The organism is Pseudomonas sp. O39, assembly GCF_045447295.1.
GTDB classification, from domain to species: Bacteria; Pseudomonadota; Gammaproteobacteria; order Pseudomonadales; family Pseudomonadaceae; genus Aquipseudomonas; species Aquipseudomonas antarctica_A.
This window is the reverse complement of the sequence record NZ_JBJGXV010000009.1, coordinates 1-17,773: the sequence shown is the minus strand read 5'-3', so window position 1 is coordinate 17,773 and position 17,773 is coordinate 1. Positions and strand designations below refer to the sequence as shown.

Annotated in this window: 22 protein-coding genes; 8 read left to right on the top strand and 14 right to left on the bottom strand. The window is 59.2% G+C overall.

Annotation, left to right across the window (positions count from 1 at the left end; genetic code table 11):
- Positions 1 to 43: 43 nt before the first annotated feature.
- The 7 genes from ACI77D_RS14240 to ACI77D_RS14210 all read right to left on the bottom strand — a co-directional run bounded on the left by ACI77D_RS14240 (position 44) and on the right by ACI77D_RS14210 (position 7,631).
- Entirely contained in the window at positions 44 to 1,678 is a 1,635-nt protein-coding gene (locus ACI77D_RS14240; protein WP_407016821.1) for an ABC-F family ATP-binding cassette domain-containing protein, read from the bottom strand.
- Between the two features lie 124 nt (positions 1,679 to 1,802).
- Positions 1,803 to 2,852 carry a DNA topoisomerase IB gene (locus tag ACI77D_RS14235; protein ID WP_407016820.1) on the bottom strand — a complete coding sequence of 350 codons (1,050 nt, stop codon included), beginning with the start codon at positions 2,850 to 2,852 and terminating at the stop codon, positions 1,803 to 1,805.
- Between the two features lie 74 nt (positions 2,853 to 2,926).
- Positions 2,927 to 4,006, bottom strand: a complete 1,080-nt coding sequence (gene modC / locus ACI77D_RS14230; RefSeq protein ID WP_221294840.1) for a molybdenum ABC transporter ATP-binding protein — start codon at positions 4,004 to 4,006, stop codon at positions 2,927 to 2,929.
- Positions 4,007 to 4,009: 3 nt separating this feature from the next.
- The gene (gene modB / locus ACI77D_RS14225; protein WP_259762452.1) at positions 4,010 to 4,690 is read right to left on the bottom strand and encodes a molybdate ABC transporter permease subunit; all 681 of its coding nucleotides are present in this window, start codon (positions 4,688 to 4,690) and stop codon (positions 4,010 to 4,012) included.
- Positions 4,691 to 5,464, bottom strand: coding sequence for a molybdate ABC transporter substrate-binding protein (gene modA, locus ACI77D_RS14220; RefSeq protein ID WP_221294839.1), 774 nt, complete (start codon positions 5,462 to 5,464; stop codon positions 4,691 to 4,693).
- A gap of 114 nt (positions 5,465 to 5,578) precedes the next feature.
- A complete protein-coding gene (locus ACI77D_RS14215) occupies positions 5,579 to 6,643 on the bottom strand; it encodes a nitronate monooxygenase family protein (protein ID WP_221294838.1) in 1,065 nt (354 codons plus the stop codon).
- A 109-nt stretch (positions 6,644 to 6,752) separates the two neighbouring features.
- A complete protein-coding gene (locus tag ACI77D_RS14210) occupies positions 6,753 to 7,631 on the bottom strand; it encodes an alpha/beta fold hydrolase (protein ID WP_064452532.1) in 879 nt (292 codons plus the stop codon).
- A gap of 175 nt (positions 7,632 to 7,806) precedes the next feature.
- On the opposite strand from ACI77D_RS14210, the gene ACI77D_RS14205 reads away from it, so the two are divergent.
- Both ACI77D_RS14205 and ACI77D_RS14200 read left to right on the top strand, forming a co-directional pair.
- Positions 7,807 to 8,400 carry a CGNR zinc finger domain-containing protein gene (locus ACI77D_RS14205; protein ID WP_407016819.1) on the top strand — a complete coding sequence of 198 codons (594 nt, stop codon included), beginning with the start codon at positions 7,807 to 7,809 and terminating at the stop codon, positions 8,398 to 8,400.
- 12 nt (positions 8,401 to 8,412) lie between these two features.
- Positions 8,413 to 8,874 (top strand): GyrI-like domain-containing protein, encoded by a 462-nt coding sequence (locus ACI77D_RS14200; RefSeq protein ID WP_082895895.1) that lies wholly within the window; start codon positions 8,413 to 8,415, stop codon positions 8,872 to 8,874.
- A 4-nt stretch (positions 8,875 to 8,878) separates the two neighbouring features.
- Here ACI77D_RS14200 and ada read toward each other — a convergent pair whose 3' ends face one another.
- From ada to ACI77D_RS14180, 4 genes are all read right to left on the bottom strand, one after another.
- A complete protein-coding gene (gene ada / locus ACI77D_RS14195; RefSeq protein ID WP_221294836.1) occupies positions 8,879 to 9,922 on the bottom strand; it encodes a bifunctional DNA-binding transcriptional regulator/O6-methylguanine-DNA methyltransferase Ada in 1,044 nt (347 codons plus the stop codon).
- A gap of 75 nt (positions 9,923 to 9,997) precedes the next feature.
- Positions 9,998 to 10,663, bottom strand: a complete 666-nt coding sequence (alkB, locus tag ACI77D_RS14190) for a DNA oxidative demethylase AlkB (RefSeq protein ID WP_064452529.1) — start codon at positions 10,661 to 10,663, stop codon at positions 9,998 to 10,000.
- A gap of 3 nt (positions 10,664 to 10,666) precedes the next feature.
- Positions 10,667 to 10,834, bottom strand: a complete 168-nt coding sequence (locus tag ACI77D_RS14185) for a hypothetical protein (RefSeq protein WP_167353701.1) — start codon at positions 10,832 to 10,834, stop codon at positions 10,667 to 10,669.
- Positions 10,835 to 10,860: 26 nt separating this feature from the next.
- Positions 10,861 to 11,163, bottom strand: a complete 303-nt coding sequence (locus ACI77D_RS14180) for a DUF1883 domain-containing protein (protein WP_003173824.1) — start codon at positions 11,161 to 11,163, stop codon at positions 10,861 to 10,863.
- A gap of 212 nt (positions 11,164 to 11,375) precedes the next feature.
- On the opposite strand from ACI77D_RS14180, the gene ACI77D_RS14175 reads away from it, so the two are divergent.
- Positions 11,376 to 11,726 carry a hypothetical protein gene (locus ACI77D_RS14175; RefSeq protein WP_064452527.1) on the top strand — a complete coding sequence of 117 codons (351 nt, stop codon included), beginning with the start codon at positions 11,376 to 11,378 and terminating at the stop codon, positions 11,724 to 11,726.
- Between the two features lie 211 nt (positions 11,727 to 11,937).
- A complete protein-coding gene (locus tag ACI77D_RS14170; RefSeq protein ID WP_064452526.1) occupies positions 11,938 to 12,168 on the top strand; it encodes a hypothetical protein in 231 nt (76 codons plus the stop codon).
- Positions 12,169 to 12,177: 9 nt separating this feature from the next.
- On the opposite strand, the gene ACI77D_RS14165 is transcribed toward ACI77D_RS14170, so the two are convergent.
- Both ACI77D_RS14165 and ACI77D_RS14160 read right to left on the bottom strand, forming a co-directional pair.
- Complete coding sequence (locus tag ACI77D_RS14165) at positions 12,178 to 12,462, bottom strand: hypothetical protein (RefSeq protein WP_053255959.1); 285 nt, start codon at positions 12,460 to 12,462, stop codon at positions 12,178 to 12,180.
- Positions 12,463 to 12,605: 143 nt separating this feature from the next.
- Positions 12,606 to 12,791, bottom strand: a complete 186-nt coding sequence (locus ACI77D_RS14160; RefSeq protein WP_017734216.1) for a hypothetical protein — start codon at positions 12,789 to 12,791, stop codon at positions 12,606 to 12,608.
- Between the two features lie 307 nt (positions 12,792 to 13,098).
- Here ACI77D_RS14160 and galU point away from each other — a divergent pair, with 307 nt between their 5' ends.
- Both galU and gorA read left to right on the top strand, forming a co-directional pair.
- A complete protein-coding gene (galU, locus tag ACI77D_RS14155) occupies positions 13,099 to 13,938 on the top strand; it encodes a UTP--glucose-1-phosphate uridylyltransferase GalU (RefSeq protein ID WP_003212579.1) in 840 nt (279 codons plus the stop codon).
- A gap of 106 nt (positions 13,939 to 14,044) precedes the next feature.
- Positions 14,045 to 15,403 (top strand): glutathione-disulfide reductase, encoded by a 1,359-nt coding sequence (gene gorA / locus ACI77D_RS14150; protein WP_064452525.1) that lies wholly within the window; start codon positions 14,045 to 14,047, stop codon positions 15,401 to 15,403.
- Here gorA and ACI77D_RS14145 read toward each other — a convergent pair whose 3' ends face one another.
- Positions 15,404 to 16,411: a DNA-binding protein gene (locus tag ACI77D_RS14145; RefSeq protein WP_221294834.1), complete on the bottom strand. Its 1,008-nt coding sequence runs from the start codon at positions 16,409 to 16,411 to the stop codon at positions 15,404 to 15,406.
- Positions 16,412 to 16,581: 170 nt separating this feature from the next.
- Here ACI77D_RS14145 and ACI77D_RS14140 point away from each other — a divergent pair, with 170 nt between their 5' ends.
- Both ACI77D_RS14140 and ACI77D_RS14135 read left to right on the top strand, forming a co-directional pair.
- Positions 16,582 to 17,529 (top strand): site-specific integrase, encoded by a 948-nt coding sequence (locus ACI77D_RS14140; RefSeq protein WP_407016818.1) that lies wholly within the window; start codon positions 16,582 to 16,584, stop codon positions 17,527 to 17,529.
- A gap of 100 nt (positions 17,530 to 17,629) precedes the next feature.
- A partial coding sequence (locus ACI77D_RS14135; RefSeq protein WP_407016916.1) for a DUF4158 domain-containing protein occupies positions 17,630 to 17,773 on the top strand: 144 nt, incomplete at its 3' end.

The window sequence follows — 17,773 nt, the reverse complement described above, 5'->3', positions numbered from 1 at the left end:
TCGGCCACCACCGTAGTGCGCTTTGGTTGCGCATGCAATGACCTCAGACACACACCAGTCGCCATCCCGCTGGCTGCCAGATCAAGTGATGGGTTGGCCGAATCGCCTGCACAAACGCTTCGTCGTGTGACACCGCGACCACTGCGCCAGTAAAACCTTGCAGTGCCTGTTCAAAAGCCAGCACCGATTCCAGGTCCAGATGGTTAGTCGGCTCGTCCAGTAGCAGCAGTTGCGCCGGTACTTCACGCCACAAGGCAATCGCCATCGCAGCCTTCAAACGCTCACCGCCACTCAGTCGGCCGACGGGTTGAGTGACGCGCACGGCATCCAGTTGCAGCAAGGCCAGGCGCGTGCGCAGTTGCGCTTCGGCCAGCGGAGTGTCGAGTAGATTGAGCTGCTCCACGATGCAACGCTGATCGTCCAACAGCGCGAGCTGTTGATCGATATACGCACAGGGTACGTGCACCGCACAGTCGCCGCTGACCGCCTGCCATTGGCCCGCAAGCAGTTTGAGCAACGTGGATTTGCCGCACCCATTTGGGCCGCGCACGGCCACGCGTACCGGGCCCATCAGGTCGAGCGTGACGTACGCCGAAGGTTGCCGTGGGTCGAGCCATGGCAGTTGGGCGTTTTCCAGCGTCAATACGTGTCGTCCGTTGGGCAGGGCCGAACCGGGCAGTGCAAGCAGGGTGGGGCTTTCATCGACAACACGCGCATAGGCTTCGCGAACGTGCCCATCAAGCTCGTTTTTATACGCGTGATGAGCGCTGCGGACCGTGCTGACGATTTCTTTGGCAGCGCCTTTCCAGCGGGCCTTGGTAAACCGCGAGACATTGGCGGTCTCCGCGTGTTTGCGCGCGTGGGCGGCACTGCGTTGCAGGCTGTCGTGATCCTTTTGCAGGCGCTTGCGTTCGCGACTGCGATCCAGGCGAGCGTGCTCAAGTGCGGCAACCGCAGCCTGTTGTTCGGTGTCGCGTTGCCGGCGATAGGCATCATAATTGCCGCCGTACACCCGTGCGCCGAGGGGCGAAAGCTCGATGATGCGCGCCAGGGTATTGAGCAACTGCCGATCATGGCTGACCACCACCAGGCCACCACGCCAATCGCCCAGGATGTTCAGCAGCCATTCGCGGCCGGCGCTGTCGAGGTGATTGGTGGGCTCATCCAGCACCAGCAAATCCGGCGCCGCCAGCAGCGCACCTATCACGGCGACCCTGGCCTGTTGGCCGCCACTCAACTGATCGGCCGGGGCGTCAAAACCGAGTGCTTGCAAACCTGCGCTATCAAGTGCTGCGCGCAGACGTTCGGCAAGGTCCCAACGATCGTCGATCACTTCAAGGTCATCGGCTTGGGGCTCGCCCACGGCCATGCGCTCAAGCGCGGCCAGGGCCTCGGCGGTGCGGGTGAAACAGGCGACGCTTGCTCCCGCTTCAACCACCGGGTTCTGTGCGACGTACGCCACGCGGGCCTTACGGTCGAGCGTGCCGGAGGAGGGCGTCAGCGCCCCGGCGATCAACTTCGCCAGGATACTTTTGCCGCGACCATTACGGCCGACAATCCCGGTGGGCGTGTGATCAATCGACAGGTTCAAATCTTCCAGCAGGGTCTCGCCATTGGCGAACTGGAAGGCCACGTGTTGCAGGGATACGAGTACGGGCAGCCGTTTGACGTCAGTCATCAGCACCTCCAAAAAAATGTCGAACAGGCCAACAAGCGCGCCGGGTGGCTCGTTGCAGATACATTTTGGAAGGCTTAGTTGTTCACGTCGGCGGTCATCCCGTGAGTCAGAAGGGACGCGAAGGCTAACGCACCTTGGCGTTCTTCGGCAAGTCAGCGGCCAATTGTTCGAGGAACATCGCCAGGGCGACTTCCTCGGCTTTCAAGCCCGTGCGCTTGCGCGGTTTTGGCAAACTGGACAGTTCACCCAGGCTGAAATGCTCCAGCACCGCCGGGTGGATATAGCACTTGCGGCACACTGCCGGGGTGTTGCCCAGTTGCTTGGCGACATCCTTGACCATGGCCACTACATGCCGCTTGGCGTCGGATTCCGGTTGCCACGCCAATTCTCGCAGCACCGCCAGTGCCATCGCGGTACCGGCCCAGGTGCGGTAGTCCTTGGCGGTGAAGTCGGCGCCGGTCAGGCTGTGCAAATACGCATTCACGTCGTGGGAGCTGACCGTGTGGCGCTCGCCGGCTTCGTCCAGGTACTGAAACAGGTTCTGCCCCGGCAATTCCAGGCAGCGCTTGACCACCGTGGCCAGGCGTCGGTCCTTGACGCTGATCTGATGCTCGACGCCGCTCTTGCCGCGAAACTGGAACTGGATCTCGCTGCCCTTGACGTCCACATGCCGGTTGCGCAGGGTGGTCAACCCGTAGGATTTGTTGTCGCGGGCGTATTGGGTGTTGCCGACACGGATCAGCGTGGCATCCAGCAGCATCACCACCGTGGCCAGGACTTTCTCGCGCGTGAAGCCTGGGGCGGCGATTTGCGCCTCCAGTTGCTTGCGCAGTTTGGGCAAGGCATTGCCGAATTCCTGCAGCCGCGAATACTTGTCGGTGTCGCGCACCTCACGCCAGCGCGTGTGGTAGCGGTACTGTTTACGACCGCGCGCATCGCGGCCGGTCGCTTGCAGATGGCCGCGCGGGTCGGCGCAGATCCACACGTCGGTGTAGGCCGGCGGCACGGCCAGGGCATTCAGGCGTTTGATTTCCTCGGCATCGGTGATGCGCAGGCCTTTGGCGTCGACATACTGAAATTTGCCGCGCAGCTTTTTACGGCGAATGCCGGGCTGGGTGTCGTCAACGTAATGCAGGTCGCGGGGCAGGTCGGCAGTCAGGGCAGAGTCGGGCATCGTGCAAATTCCTTGGCAACGGATCAGGCCGGTATGTCTGATTGACCGCAGGGTTTTGCGCGCGTGCCAAAAAGTTAAGCGAGTACCGCCACTGCCTTGATTTGCGCCCACAGCGTCTGGCCGGGATGCAGTTGCAACTGGTCGCGGGAGAAGCGGGTGATGCGCGCCAACAGCGGCGTACCCCCGGCGTCCAGGCGCACCAGCACATGGGCGCTGTTATCCGCCGAAATGTCCTGAGTGACCGTCACCGGCAGGCGGTTGAGGATGCTGGTGTGTTCCTCAGCCTGCAGGCTGAGGCTGACGTCTCGGGCCTGCACCTTGATGCGTAGCTGTTTGCCCAACGCCAGCGGTGTATGGGCGACGCGCATGCTCAACGCACTGTCGGGCAACTGCAGGGTGAGCAACTGATAATGCTCGTCATATGCGCTGACGCTGCCATTGATGACCACGCCGGCGTCATCGCCCAAGGCCAGGGGTAAATCCAGGCGCGCCAGGGTCTCGCCGATGGGGCCGCTGGCCAGGGCCTTGCCGTCGCTGAGCAATACGATGTGATCGGCCAGCCGCGCCACTTCGTCCTGGGCATGGCTGACGTACAGCACCGGGATTTCCAGTTCGTCGTGCAGGCGCTCGAGGTACGGCAGGATCTCGCTTTTGCGTTGGCTGTCCAGGGCCGCCAGCGGTTCATCCATCAACAACAGCCGGGGGCTGGTGAGCAATGCGCGGGCGATGCCGATGCGCTGGCGCTCGCCGCCGGACAAATGCTGCGGGTGGCGCTCGAGCAGGTGGCCGATGCCGAGCAATTCGGTCGCGTGGGCCATGTCCACATGACGCAGCCTGCGTGGGATGCGCTTGAGGCCGAACTCCAGATTGGCGCGTACCGACAGATGAGGAAACAGGCTGGCTTCCTGGAACACATAGCCCAAGGCACGTTTGTGCGGCGGCACAAACAGCCCCTTGCGACTGTCTTGCCAGACCTCATCATTGACCTGGATAAACCCGTCTTCGGCGCGCTCCAGCCCGGCGATACAGCGCAGGCAAGTGGTTTTGCCGGAACCGGAATGGCCGTACAGCGCGGTGACACCGCGGCCGGGCAAATGCAGGTCGACGTCCAGCGCAAAGGCGGAATAGTGAAGGTTCAGGCGTACCTCAATCATCGATCAGTTCCAGCCCATCTTGGTTTTACGGCTGGAGTAGAGCGCCAGCAACACGAGGAAAGCGAAGACCACCATGGAACCCGCCAGCCAATGGGCCTGGGCATACTCCATGGCTTCGACGTGGTCGTAGATCTGCACCGAGACCACGCGGGTTTTGTCGGGAATGTTGCCGCCGATCATCAGCACCACGCCGAACTCACCCACGGTGTGGGCGAAGCCGAGAATCGATGCAGTGATAAACCCTGGGCGCGCCAGAGGCAGGATCACCGTGAAAAAAGTATCCCAAGGATTGGCGCGCAAGGTTGCGGCCACTTCCAATGGGCGAGTGCCGATGGCGGAGAAGGCGTTTTGCAACGGCTGCACCACAAACGGCATGGAGTAGATCACCGAGCCAATCACCAGCCCGGCAAAACTGAAGGTCAGGGTGCCCAGGCCCAGCCATTGGGTGAACTGGCCGAAGTAACCATGGGGGCCCATGGTCAACAGCAGGTAGAAACCGATCACCGTCGGTGGCAACACCAACGGTAACGCGACAATCGCCCCGATGGGGCCGCGCCACGCGGAACGGGTGCGCGACAGCCACAGCGCAATCGGAGTGCCGATGACCAGCAGGATCACGGTGGTCAGTGACGCCAGCTTGATGGTCAGCCAGATCGCGGAAAAATCGGCACTCGACAGCGGCATTTAGTTGGCCAGCTCGTAACCGTAGGACTTGATCACCGCGGCGGCTTTCGGACCTTTGAGGTACTCGACCAGGGCTTTGGCAGCGGCGCTGTCTTTACCTTTGGCGAGGATCACGGCGTCCTGTTTGATCGGGTCATGCATGGCCGCCGGGACGATCCAGGCCGAGCCGCTGGTGACTTTACCGTCTTTGTAGATCTGCGACAGGGCAACAAAGCCCAGTTCGGCATTGCCGGTGGACACGAATTGATAGGCCTGGGTGATGTTCTGGCCTTCGACGATCTTGTCCTTGACCTTGTCGGTCAGGCCTTCTTTAGCCAGCACTTGAGTGGCGGCCAGGCCATACGGGGCGGCTTTCGGGTTGGCGATGGACAGGTGCTTGAATGCATTCTTTTTCAGCACGTCACCTTTGGCATCCACATAGCCTTCTTTCGCCGACCACAGTGCGAGGGTACCGACTGCGTAGGTGAAGCGCGATCCTTTGACGGTGTCGCCTTCGGTTTCGAGTTTTTGCGGGGTGGTGTCATCAGCGCTGAGGAACACTTCGAACGGTGCGCCGTTCTTGATCTGCGTATAGAACTGACCCGTGGCGCCGTAGGCCGCGACCAGTTTGTGGCCGGTGTCTTTTTCGAAGTCAGCCGCGATCGCCTGGATCGGGGCGGTGAAGTTGGCGGCGACGGCGACCTGCACTTCATCGGCTTGGGCCGAGCCAAAGGCAAAGGCGGCAATAACGGTTACCAGGGCAGTGGGGGCCAAGCGTGAGGCGCGGATCATCATGAAGCAACTCCTTTGGACGTTGTACGGCTTGTTATAGGCAGAAGGCGTTACCGCTATGTATGGGAATATATAGCGGTTGGCCATAGCCGGTACAGTGCAAAGTTGTTCCCAGTGTCAGTCGCGCTTGAGCTTGGCCAGCGCCTGCTCGGCCAACTGGCGCGTCAGGTCATAAGTGGAAAGCTCTTTACCCAGGCGCAGCGCCTGGCCTGACCACAGGTTGCTGAAACCCGCTTCATCCTTGGCCTTGAGCGGCATCAAGGCGCCGCCGGAGGTGGGGAAGGCAGGGGCCGCCGGGTTGATCGCGCCGAGTTCACGCATTACGCGGTTGACGATACCGCGTGCCGGGCGGCCGGTGAACAGGTTGGTCAGGGCCGTCTCGCTGGCCTGGGCGTGACGCAGTGCAAAGTGGTGGGAGGCGGTTACGTTGGCTTCGGGGGTGAACAGGTACGCGGTACCGATTTGGACGGCCGACGCCCCCAGCGCAAATGCCGCGACAATCCCGCGCGCATCACCGATACCGCCGGCAGCAATCACCGGCACGCTCACGGCGTCGACAATTTGCGGCACCAACGCCATCAGGCCGATCTGGGTATTAAGGTCGTCGCTGAGAAACAAACCACGATGCCCGCCAGCCTCTATGCCCATCGCAATGATTGCGTCGCAACCATGCTGTTCCAGCCAGATGGCCTCTTCTACGGTGGTGGCCGATGACAGCACCTTGGCCCCGGTGGCTTTTACCCGGTCGAGCAAGGCTTTTTCCGGCAGGCCAAAATGAAAACTCACCACTTCGGGACGAAACTCCTCGACCACTTTGCAGGCGGCTTCGTTGAATGGCTCGCGGTTGGAAACGGGGGTTGGCGCATCAAAATCGGCGCCGAGTTCGCGGTAGTAGGGCTCCAGCAAATCCTTCCAGTGGCGATCACGCACTGCATCAGCAGCAGGCGGTTGATGGCAGAAGAAATTGACGTTAATGGGGCGCGAGCTTGCCTGGCGGATGGTGGTCAAGGCGTCGCGCAGTTGCTCGAGACTCAGCGCGGCAGCCGGCAGAGAACCCAGCCCGCCTGCGTTATTGGCGGCGATGACCATGGCGGTGGTGGTCCCGACAGCCATGGGCGCCTGGATAATAGGCACTTCAATGCCCAGCAGGTCGAGAATTCGGGTGTCTGGCCAGGTGCTCATGGGATGCGTCTCCAGCAGTAGTAGGTCTTTTCGCTGTTTTAACAGGGCCCTTGGCACCCGGCCAGTCTGTTTTATTCACTGGACGAAGTCGAGATTTCGTGTAGCGCCGTCAGTCGATGGCCTCGCCCAGCACCGCATGAATGCGCTCAGCGATATGCGCCGCATGGGTTTCCAGGGCGAAGTGGCCGGTGTCCAGTAACTCGACCACGGCATTCGCGTTGTCCCCTTTGTAAGCGTGGGCGCCAGGCGGGATGAAGAACGGATCGTTCTGGCCCCAAATCACCAGCGTGGGCACCTGTGTGGCTTTGAAGAACGCCTGGAACGCCGGGTACTGCGTGAGGTTGTTACGGTAATCGAGGAACAGGTCCAGTTGGATCTCGTCATTGCCGGGACGCTGCATCAACAGCACATCAAGCATGTAGGACTCGGGCGCAACCCGCTCCGGCTGACTCACACCGTGCAGGTACTGGTAGCGCGTGCCCTCCAGGCTGATCACCGCCGTGCGGATCACCTCGCGATTGGCCTGGCTCGGCTCGGCCCAATAGGCCCGAATCGGTGCCCAGGCATCGCCCAAGCCTTCCAGGTAAGCGTTGCCGTTTTGCGAGACCAGCGCGCTGACCCGCTCCGGATGTGCCACTGCCAGCCGCAGGCCCACGGGTGCACCGTAATCGAACACGTATAGCGCGTAGCGGGACAGCTTCAGCGCATCGACGAAATGCCCGACAGTGACCGCCAGGTTATCGAAGCTGTAGTGATAAGCACGCTCGGCAGGGATTTCGGTGAAGCCGAAGCCCGGCAAGTCTGGCGCGATAACCCTGAAACGTGTGGCGAGCAGCGGGATCAGGTCGCGGTACATATGGGAGGAGCTGGGAAAACCATGCAGCAGCAATATCACGGGTGCGGCCGGGTCGCCGGCTTCACGGTAGAACATGCGAACGCCATCGGCATCGACGTGGTGGTAGCGAACGACAGGGGCTTGGATAGACATGACTGGATCACCTTTTGTAACTTGATTAAGTATTATTACGGGTTACCTTTTTAAAAAAGCTGCGCCCAATTATGTAACCTGTCAAATAAATAATTCAGGTTAGCTATTCGTCTGGTGTAACTACCCTTGCATGAAAATAGCGGTTACGATTGCGCGGTGATCAAGAGGACGAATCATGGCCATCCCTACGCCCCCAGCCACACCCTTGGAACCCTATGTGCTTGCCGATGACCCGGTGTTGGACATGCTCAATACCCTGGCGAATATCGACGGCATGCCGTGGGATTTCTGGCAGGCCGATGCTGACGTCCAGCGCTGGTTAGTGCGTTTGGCGTGGGTTCAGGAAGGGCGTCTTCCCACGTTTGAGGAGGGCGCCTTACTCGCTGCCGCACGTGAGTTGCGCGAGGTGATTCGTGACCTCGTCGCGACACGCAAGCACGGTCAAGTGGGCGATCCTGCGGCGCTCAACAGTTTTTTGCGCAAGGCGGTCAGCCATCCACAGCTGGTCTGGCCGGCGTCCGGAGCGCCTCTGTTGGAGCGCCAACGCAAATTGCAGACGGCGGAGCAATTTTTGTCGCCGATTGCCGAAGCCGCAGCTAACTTATTGGTGGCCGGCGATTTCAGTTTGATTCGCCGGTGCGAGCATCCGGAATGCGTCCTGTGGTTTTATGATCGGACCAAGGCCCACAAGCGTCGTTGGTGCAGCATGGCCTTGTGCGGTAACCGGCATAAAGTCGCCGAATTCCGTAAACGTCAATTGAAGCGTTGAAAGGAGAGGGCTTTGCAAGCAATCAAGGAACAGGTCGTGGCGGCAATCAGGGTGTCGGGCTTGCAAGTGCGGACCCGAAATGCCGATGAAATGCAGCCCGCGAGCGCGAAAATCGGCCCAATGTGGCAACGGTTTTTTGAGGAGGGGCTGTACCAGGCAATCCCGGGCAAGCACCCCGACTCGCCGGTGTACGGGGTGTACAGCGGCTATGAGTCGGATGCGAGTGGTTTTTTTGATGTGACGGCGGGTGTTGCCTCCGTTGCACCGGCGCAAGGCTTTGAAAGCCTGGTGATCGAGCCGGGCCGTTATTTGGTGTTTGAGGCGCGCGGGCCAATGCCGGATGCAATCATTGCTACCTGGCAACAAGTCTGGGCTTATTTCGCAAAGCCGGGTGTCGAGTCGCGGGCGTTTGTCACCGACTTCGAGGTCTATCAGGCAGACGAAGAGGCACGGATTTATATCGGTATCCGCTAGCGCATTACTGGCGTTCGCGCTCCAGCAGCTGCCGCTTGCGTTCTACGCCCCAGCGGTAGCCCGACAACTCACCGTTGCTGCGCACCACGCGATGGCAGGGAATCGCCACCGCCAGGCTGTTGGCTCCACAGGCCTGGGCCACGGCGCGAAAGGATTTGGGTGCGCCGATACGCTCGGCAATCTGCGCATAGCTGGCGGTGCTGCCCAGCGGAATTTCGCGCAGCGCCCGCCATACTCGCTCCTGAAAGGCCGTACCGCGTAAGTCCAGGGGCAAATCCAACCCCAGCGCAGGCGCTTCGATAAAGCCCACGACGTGGGCAATCAGCTGTTCGAAGTTGCGGTCCGCGCCCACCAATTGTGCCTGGGGAAATTGATCCTGCAGGTCACGCACCAGTTTGTCCGGGTCATCCCCCAGCAAAATCGCACACACACCGCGTTGACTTTGCGCCACCAGAATCGCCCCCAATGAGCATTGGCCCACGGCAAAGCGAATCTCGCTGTTAGTGCCGCCGGCCCGGTAATCAGTCGGCGTCATGCCCAGTAACTGATCGGCGGACTCATAAAAGCGGCTGTTGGAGTTGAAGCCGGCGTCATACAGCGCTGCTGTGACGGAATGCTCGCCCATGAGGCCGTCGCGCATTTTGCGCGCGCGCAGGGCGCTGACATAACCTTTGGGGGTCAGGCCGGTGATGGCTTTGAATACGCGGTGGAAATGGAACGCGCTCAACCCGACCAGGCAGGCGATTTCATCCAGGCTGGGTGGTGTTTCGGCCTGTTCTATGTACCGGCAAGCCGCTGCCACCAACTGCGCATGGTGCGCGGCCAGTTGGGTCTGGTCACCGGAGGCGCGTTTGCTCGGGCGATAACCGGCAGCCTCGGCCTGCTCGGGGGTGTCGAAGAATTCGATGTTTTGCGGGCGTGGCAAACGCGAGGCACTGCTGGGGCGGCAATACACGCCTGTGGTTTTTACGCCGTAGACAAACAGCGTGTCTGCCTTGGCATCGCGGGCGATGATGGCGGCCCAGCGGGGGTCGTGTTCGTTGTTCATGGCCTGCACTCTTGACGGATCAGGGGCAGATTAGCCGCACCGGTCATACTCGGCACTCCGAAGCTTGCGGTCAAATCAGCCGGCGGTACGAAAGGTCAGGTTGATGCGTTGTGGGCCCATGACCGGATGCACGCCTTCCTTAATCGGCATCACCCCATGAAAACGCAGGCGATCGACGCCGCCCCAGACCACGATATCACCGTGGAACAAGGAAATTTTCTGGGTCTTGCTGCTGCGCTCAGGGCCGCCGAACAGGAAAATCGCCGGCAGCCCCAACGACACGGAAACCACCGGGGCGTTGTAGCTGCGCTCGTTTTTATCCTGATGCAGGGACATCTTGGCCCCTGGCACATAGCGGTTGATCAGGCAGGCATCCGGGGAAAACTCGCTGAAACCGGCCTCGGCTGCCGCAAGCGTGGCGAGCTCGCGCAGGGCGCTGGGCATGGCTGGCCAGGGTTGCTGGCTGCGCGGGTCGAGAGGGCTGTAGCGATAGCCGGCGGTGTCGGTGGTCCAGCCCAGTTCGCCGCAACTGCTCAGCGCTGCTGACATGGTAAAACCGCCGGGCGTGACCATTTGCCGAAACGGCGCTTGGGCCAGCACCTGCCGAAGCTCCGGTAGCAGGCGTTCAATCCAGGGCAGGGCATAGCCCCTCAGTACGTAAGACTCTTCGCCAATCTGTTCGCGCCTTGCAGGCTGCTGCAACGCATCCTCGGCGAACAGGTCGGCAGTCGGCCCTGGCATGACTTACAGCGCCTTACTCACATTGATGTCAGTGATTTCGTCGCTGGCACCGTGGATTTTCGCCAGGGCCTGTTTGGCCTCTTCGACGCTGTTGGTGAGCAATTGTGCGAACTCAAAGCGACGTTCGCCGTTGAGCTTGTACTTGATGACGTATTTAGTCGTGGTGGTCACAGCTATTTTCCTGTCGAGGGTTCGGATCAGCTCAGTTTGGTGCTGGTGCGACGAACGATGCGGATCTTGTGGGACAACGCGGGTTTGCGGGTAACGCTGATGGCGCGACGCGTGACTACGTCCAGGGTGATGTTCCAGAAACCGGTGCTGGGTGCAGTGATTTTTGCCGGGAATTTGTCGAAGGCGCCGCCGTGGTAGGTGTGGCGGCCGCCGTTCTTGAAGCTGCGAAAATTGGCATCGCTCATCAGGCGAATATTGCAGGTCTGCGAGCATTCGATGACAACGATGTCGCCCTCGTTGAGGTGCTCGCGCTGGTGGATGAATTTCATGGGGTGTCTCCAGAAGGGCTTTTTCTGAAAAATCAGAATGATACGTAGGTTAAGATAGAGTTTATCAGCCCCAGCGCGTTTATTATCGGGTCGTCGTCGACGACTTCGACAATTTAAAACAGTTATTTACCGAGTTTTCAGAGATAAATCCTACATTGGCGGGAGAAATTTACTCTCTAAGCTGTCGTAGGGTCTTTATCGGAGGTTTTAGTATGAAGTGGAGTGTGTTGGTTCTGGCCTTGGCGATAGGTGGATGTGCTTCGGTTGCAGATATCAAGCAGACCCCGCCAACGTTGGTGGTCATTTCCGGGAAAAAACCGCCGGAATATGCTGCGTGTGTGGTGCGCAAGCTGGCTGCGACCCGTCGCCCGCCGCAGATCGAGCCACATAAGGAGGGTGTACAGGTGATTGTGCCGCAGAAATTCTCGGCCGACCCTTCGGCAATTTTCGAGATTGAAGAGCGCTCCAGCGGCAGCAGCATCAAGCTCTATGAGAGCATGTCCAATGTCCCGATCCGCCCAGGTGATATCAAGAAAGCCGCGGAGGATTGCATTTCCGGCTGAGCCTGAGGCTCACCCACGCCGTTGAATCCGATAGAAAAGCCTGACGCTACGATAGCGGCGTCAGGCTTTTTTTTGCGTTGATGTCAGGTGTTGTCGACAAAGGATCATTACCCTGCGATTTGTAGATCCGTTAAACTGTCGGTCATCCAATCCAAAAAAATGCCGCGCAAGCCTTGAGAATGCGCGGCATTTGTCTTTTCTGGAAACCGTCATGAAACGTGAACACGTCACCGCCCGCCATGCCGAGGGCCAAATCTCGGCCACCCATGTCATCCAGAATCCTGCCCACCTGGGCGAGTGGATCGTATTTTTCAAGAAAAGCGGCGGTCGCAGTTTTTTCCTGGTGGATGAGCACGATGAAGTCGAATCATTTGCGCGCCTGGATGACCTGATCGAAATCCTGCGCGGCCTTGGCATCAAGTTCGCTGAAATTCATCTGTAGCCATCGGGTTTACTTGCAGACGACAACCACGCTGCGGCTCTTGAAGTTACCCACATCTTTGCCCAGGGTCTTGTCGCTTTCCTTCAGTGCCGGCGTGCCTTCAGTGCCGACGATGCGGTAGCCGGTGCCTGCGCAGGAAGCATCGGCTTTTTCGTAGCAGCTGGCCCACGAGTTCGCCTCGCCCGAGCAGTCGATGGTCAGGCCTTGCTCGCCATTTTTCAGGTAAGTGTCGGAAGTGGTGGTGCAGCCGGCCATCAGCGCCAGTAGTGCAGGCAGTGCCAGAATCTTGTTCATAGTGGAATCGTCGTCGAGGGTGTTGGAGGGGCGCTGACACTGTCGTGGGGCGTTTGCGCAAGATTATAGCGAACTGCCACCTAGGTACAGCCGATCACAAAAAAGCCCCGATCACCGGGGCTTTGTGCAAAGGGCTTTGATGCTTACTTACCCTTAGGTCTTTTGCTCGACGCGTGGCCGGCTTCGTCCACAAACACTTCGGCTACTGCAGCAGCCTGGCTTTCGGTCGCAAATGCCCCGGCGACGCTGTCTCCGTGGAAGTTGATCAAGTGCCAGCCGTCCGCTCGCTTTGTGATCAGGTAGCCGTTTACGCCTTTGGGTTCTGACATCTATCAATCTCGTGGTGTGGTTCAAGCGCGTAATGATAGCGCCAAACGCCCTGCAAGCGCGCAAGTTGTTGCAGGTCAGTGCCTTGCGTCGAAAAGCGTGCTAAAACGGTTACAGCCCTTTTAAACAAAGGGGTCAAGGCGTGTTTTGTCGTGCCGTTGGTAATGCCCCTTGTAGGATCAGCGGAACTTACGCGTACATTTTTTCTCTATGTTGACATCGCAACGCCAGCAGGACCCATTGTAAGGTGACTGCGGCCTCATTAGACTGCGCCGAATTCCGTACGCACAGCCCTTTGTAAGGACTCATATGATCAAGAAATGCTTGTTCCCAGCAGCCGGTTACGGCACTCGCTTCTTGCCAGCGACCAAAGCCATGCCTAAAGAGATGCTGCCGGTGGTGAACAAGCCACTGATTCAGTACGGCGTCGAAGAGGCGCTGGATGCCGGTCTGAACGAAATTTCCATCGTTACCGGCCGCGGTAAGCGCGCGCTGGAAGACCACTTCGACATCAGCTACGAGCTGGAAAACCAGATCAAGGGCACCGACAAGGAAAAATACCTGGTCGGTATCCGTAAATTGCTCGACGAGTGCTCGTTCTCCTACACCCGTCAGACCCAGATGAAAGGCTTGGGCCACGCGATCCTGACCGGCCGCCCACTGATCGGTGACGAACCGTTCGCCGTGGTACTGGCGGATGACCTGTGCGTTAACCTGGAAGGCGACGGCGTACTGACCCAGATGGTCAAGCTGTACCAGAAATACCGCTGCACCATCGTTGCGGTTCAAGAGGTCGATCCTCAGGAAACCAACAAGTACGGCGTGATCGCCGGTGATGACATTGGTGATGGCCTGATTCGCGTGCGTGACATGGTTGAAAAGCCAGCGCCGGAAGATGCACCTTCGAACCTGGCCATCATTGGCCGTTACATCCTGACCCCGGACATCTTCAAATTGATCGAAGAAACCGAGCCAGGCAAGGGTGGCGAGATTCAGATCACTGACGCCCTGTTGAAGCAAGCCAAAGACGGCTGCGTGATTGCCTACAAATTCAAAGGCCGTCGTTTCGACTGCGGTGGCGCTGAAGGCTACATCGAGGCGACCAACTTCTGCTACGAGCACTTCTACAAAACTGGCAAGGCTTACTGATTCACGGTTGCCTGACCTGTTTTAAGAGAAAGCCACCTTCGGGTGGCTTTTTCGTTTTTCAGCCCCATCTAAATCGGTATGCTGATGTCCTGCCGAGGAGAGTGAAATGGCCTACGATTTTGATCTGTATGTAATTGGTGCCGGTTCTGGCGGTGTTCGCGCGGCGCGCTTTGCCGCAGGCTTTGGTGCCAAGGTGGCCGTGGCGGAAAGCCGCTACCTGGGCGGCACGTGCGTTAACGTTGGCTGCGTGCCGAAGAAGCTGTTGGTGTACGGCGCGCATTTTGCCGAAGACTTTGAGCAGGCCAGCGGTTTTGGTTGGTCGCTGGGCGCAGCGAACTTTGATTGGGCGACCTTGATCGCCAACAAGGACCGCGAAATCAATCGCCTCAATGGCATCTACCGGAATCTGCTGGTTAACAGTGGCGTGACCTTGCATGAAGGGCACGCACGCCTGGTTGATCCGCACCAGGTGGAAATCAATGGCGAGCGTTACACCGCCAAGCACATTTTGATCGCTACGGGTGGCTGGCCGCAGATCCCGGAGATCCCGGGGCGTGAACACGCCATTGGCTCCAATGAGGCGTTCTTTCTGAAAGAATTGCCTAAGCGCGTGCTGGTCGTTGGCGGTGGTTACATTGCAGTTGAATTCGCGGGTATTTTCCATGGCTTGGGCGCACAGACGACGCTGCTGTATCGCGGCGATCTGTTCCTGCGCGGCTTTGATGGCTCGGTGCGTACGCACCTGAAGGAAGAGTTGACCAAGCGCGGCCTGGACCTGCAATTCAATGCCGATATCGAGCGTATCGACAAGCAAGCAGACGGCAGCCTCAAGGCGACCCTGAAAGATGGGCGTGTGCTGGAGGCCGATTGCGTGTTCTACGCCACCGGTCGCCGTCCGATGCTGGACAACCTGGGGCTGGAGAATACCGGTGTCACCCTGGACGAGCGCGGTTTTGTTGAAGTGGATGACCTTTACCAAACCGCTGAGTCGTCGATCCTGGCCATCGGTGATGTGATTGGTCGTGTGCAATTGACGCCGGTGGCCCTGGCTGAAGGCATGGCGGTGGCCCGTCGTCTGTTCAAGCCAGAACAGTACCGCCCGGTGGATTACGCGATGATTCCGACGGCGGTGTTCAGCCTGCCGAACATCGGCACCGTCGGCTTGAGCGAAGAAGAAGCGAAGAAGAACGGCCACAAGGTGCAGGTCTTTGAAAGCCGCTTCCGACCTATGAAGCTGACGCTGACCGATTGCCAGGAAAAAACCCTGATGAAACTGGTGGTCGATGCCGACACCGACAAAGTCCTGGGTTGCCACATGGTCGGGCCGGATGCCGGCGAGATCGTTCAGGGGCTGGCGATCGCGCTCAAGGCGGGCGCGACCAAGCAACATTTCGACGAAACCATCGGCGTGCATCCTACGGCGGCGGAAGAATTCGTCACCATGCGCACGCCTGTGGTGGACTGATCAGGTCTCGGGCGTTGCCTCTGGCGTCGTTGCAACGACGGCCGCCAGGCGCAATGCCTCGATACTGGCCTGGGCCTTGATAAGGTCCAGTTCCAGGGTTTTGTTGGCCTGCTGGTGTTCGCTCAGCGCTTGCTGGCGTGACTGGCTCTCCAGTACGGCAACCCGCAGGCGCTCCTGAAGCAGGGTGCGCTCGCTCTCTATCAGGCTTGCCTGTTCGTTCAACTTAAGCTGCAAGGCCTGGTCTTTGCGGGTTTGCTCCTGCAGGGCGGCCAACTCCTTCGCCGTCACACGGTGTTCAATCAATAGCCGCTCATTGTCGCGGTGCAGTTGGGTGATTTCATCCTGGCGCACCATTGCGCTTTGCTGGGCTTGGCGCAGTTCCGCCTGGACCTGCTGCAACTGGCCTTCATGACGTCGCTGTTCCTGCTCGCGCTGCTCCTTGATTGCATTGCGGTAATGCTCGAGGGCTTCCCGGGCGTGCAGGTGCTTTTCTTCCAGCGAACGAATTTGTTCGTCCTTGTCGTTGATGCGTAATTCGTAATCGCTGCACGCCTGGCTGAGCCCGGCGTTACGGGTTTGCTCGGTTTGCAGGCTGGTGCTCGCGGTTTGCAGGGCAGCACTTTCTTCTGCGAGGGCAGCGGCCTGGATCGCAAATTGCTGATTGAGTTGGCTGTGAGCCTCTTCAAGCGCTTCCACCTGGGCGAGTAGGGCGGCTTTCTGTTGTTCGAACTGCGCCAACGCCAGGTCAATCGGCTCCTGGGCTTTTTCTTTAAGGCGCTGGGCCAGGCGTGCGACCAGCTCACCCAGTTCGTCGTCGATGGGCGCTTCGGTGATCGTCAGCCGGGTTTCGCTCTCGTCCAGCTCCTTCAAGTAACGGTGAATTGTGGTCTTTGAACCGGTATTGCCCATTTCGATGCGGACTGCGTCGATGCTCGGGTTCTCGCCGCGGGCAAGGATCGCCAGGCGTGCCGTTTGAACTACTGCTTTGTTTATGCCGCCGCGAGCCATGGAGTCTCCGTCGATTTAGTACTGTGTTATGTAGTATGTATGTACATACTGTAACACGAATAAAAATTCGTTTAAATTCATGATTTAACAGATGGGATATTGGCGTATTATCCCGTGTCATTGCGGTTTTGAGCGCCAATACACCCGTCTGCAGTACGAATAGGCCTTTCATGAGCGATCTGGATCGTTATCTCAATGCCGCCACCCGCGACAACACGCGGCGCAGCTATCGCGCGGCCATTGAGCACTTTGAGGTAAGTTGGGGTGGGTTCCTGCCCGCGACCAGCGATAGCGTGGCGCGTTATCTGGTGGCACACGCCGGGGTGCTTGCAGTCAACACCTTGAAGCTACGGCTCTCGGCATTGGCGCAGTGGCACACGAGTCAGGGCTTCCCTGATCCGACCAAGGCGCCGGTGGTGCGCAAGGTGCTCAAGGGCATTCGTGCGGTGCACCCGGCGCAGGAGAAACAGGCCGAACCGCTGCAGCTCAAGCACCTTGAGCAGGTGGTTGCGTCTTTGGCGGCGGAAGCGATTCAGGCACGTATTGATCAGGATCAGCCGCGATTGCTGCGCGCCAAGCGCGACACAGCGTTGATCCTGCTGGGCTTCTGGCGCGGTTTTCGCAGCGATGAGTTGTGCCGCCTGACGATCGAGCACGTGCAGGCGGTACCGGGCGCCGGCATCAGCCTGTATCTGCCGCGCAGTAAAAGTGACCGCGACAACCTCGGCAAGACCTACCAGACCCCGGCGTTGCTGCGGCTGTGCCCGGTGCAGGCCTACAGCGAATGGCTCAACGCGTCGGCGCTGGTGCGTGGCCCAGTGTTTCGCGGGGTAGATCGCTGGGGCAACCTGGGCGAGGAGGGGCTGCACCCCAACAGCGTCATCCCGCTGTTGCGCCAAGCGCTGGAGCGCGCAGGCATTCCTGCCGACCTATACACCAGTCACTCGTTGCGCCGAGGCTTTGCCACCTGGGCCCATCGCAGCGGCTGGGATTTGAAGTCGTTGATGAGCTACGTCGGCTGGAGCGACATGAAATCCGCCATGCGCTATGTTGAAGCGACTCCCTTTCCGGGTCGTGCCGAGATAAAGGAAAATCAGGACATACGCCACGTAAAATAATGATATAGCTGAGATTTTCGTTTTTTCTGTATTGCCTCCACTCGTCCTGTGTTTAGCCGTCTATGCTGAAGCTTTTGCTTTTTCTTGAGGGACGAACTCTATGGCCTCCCTGGAGCGGACAGCCTATCCGAAGCTGCCGGCACATCTGTCGTCGAAAGAGCTTCATCAGAACTATTCGCTCTCAGAATCTGAGCTCGAATGGCTTTCTAGAACGGCTAAAAGCCCTGCGCTTACCATTGGGTTT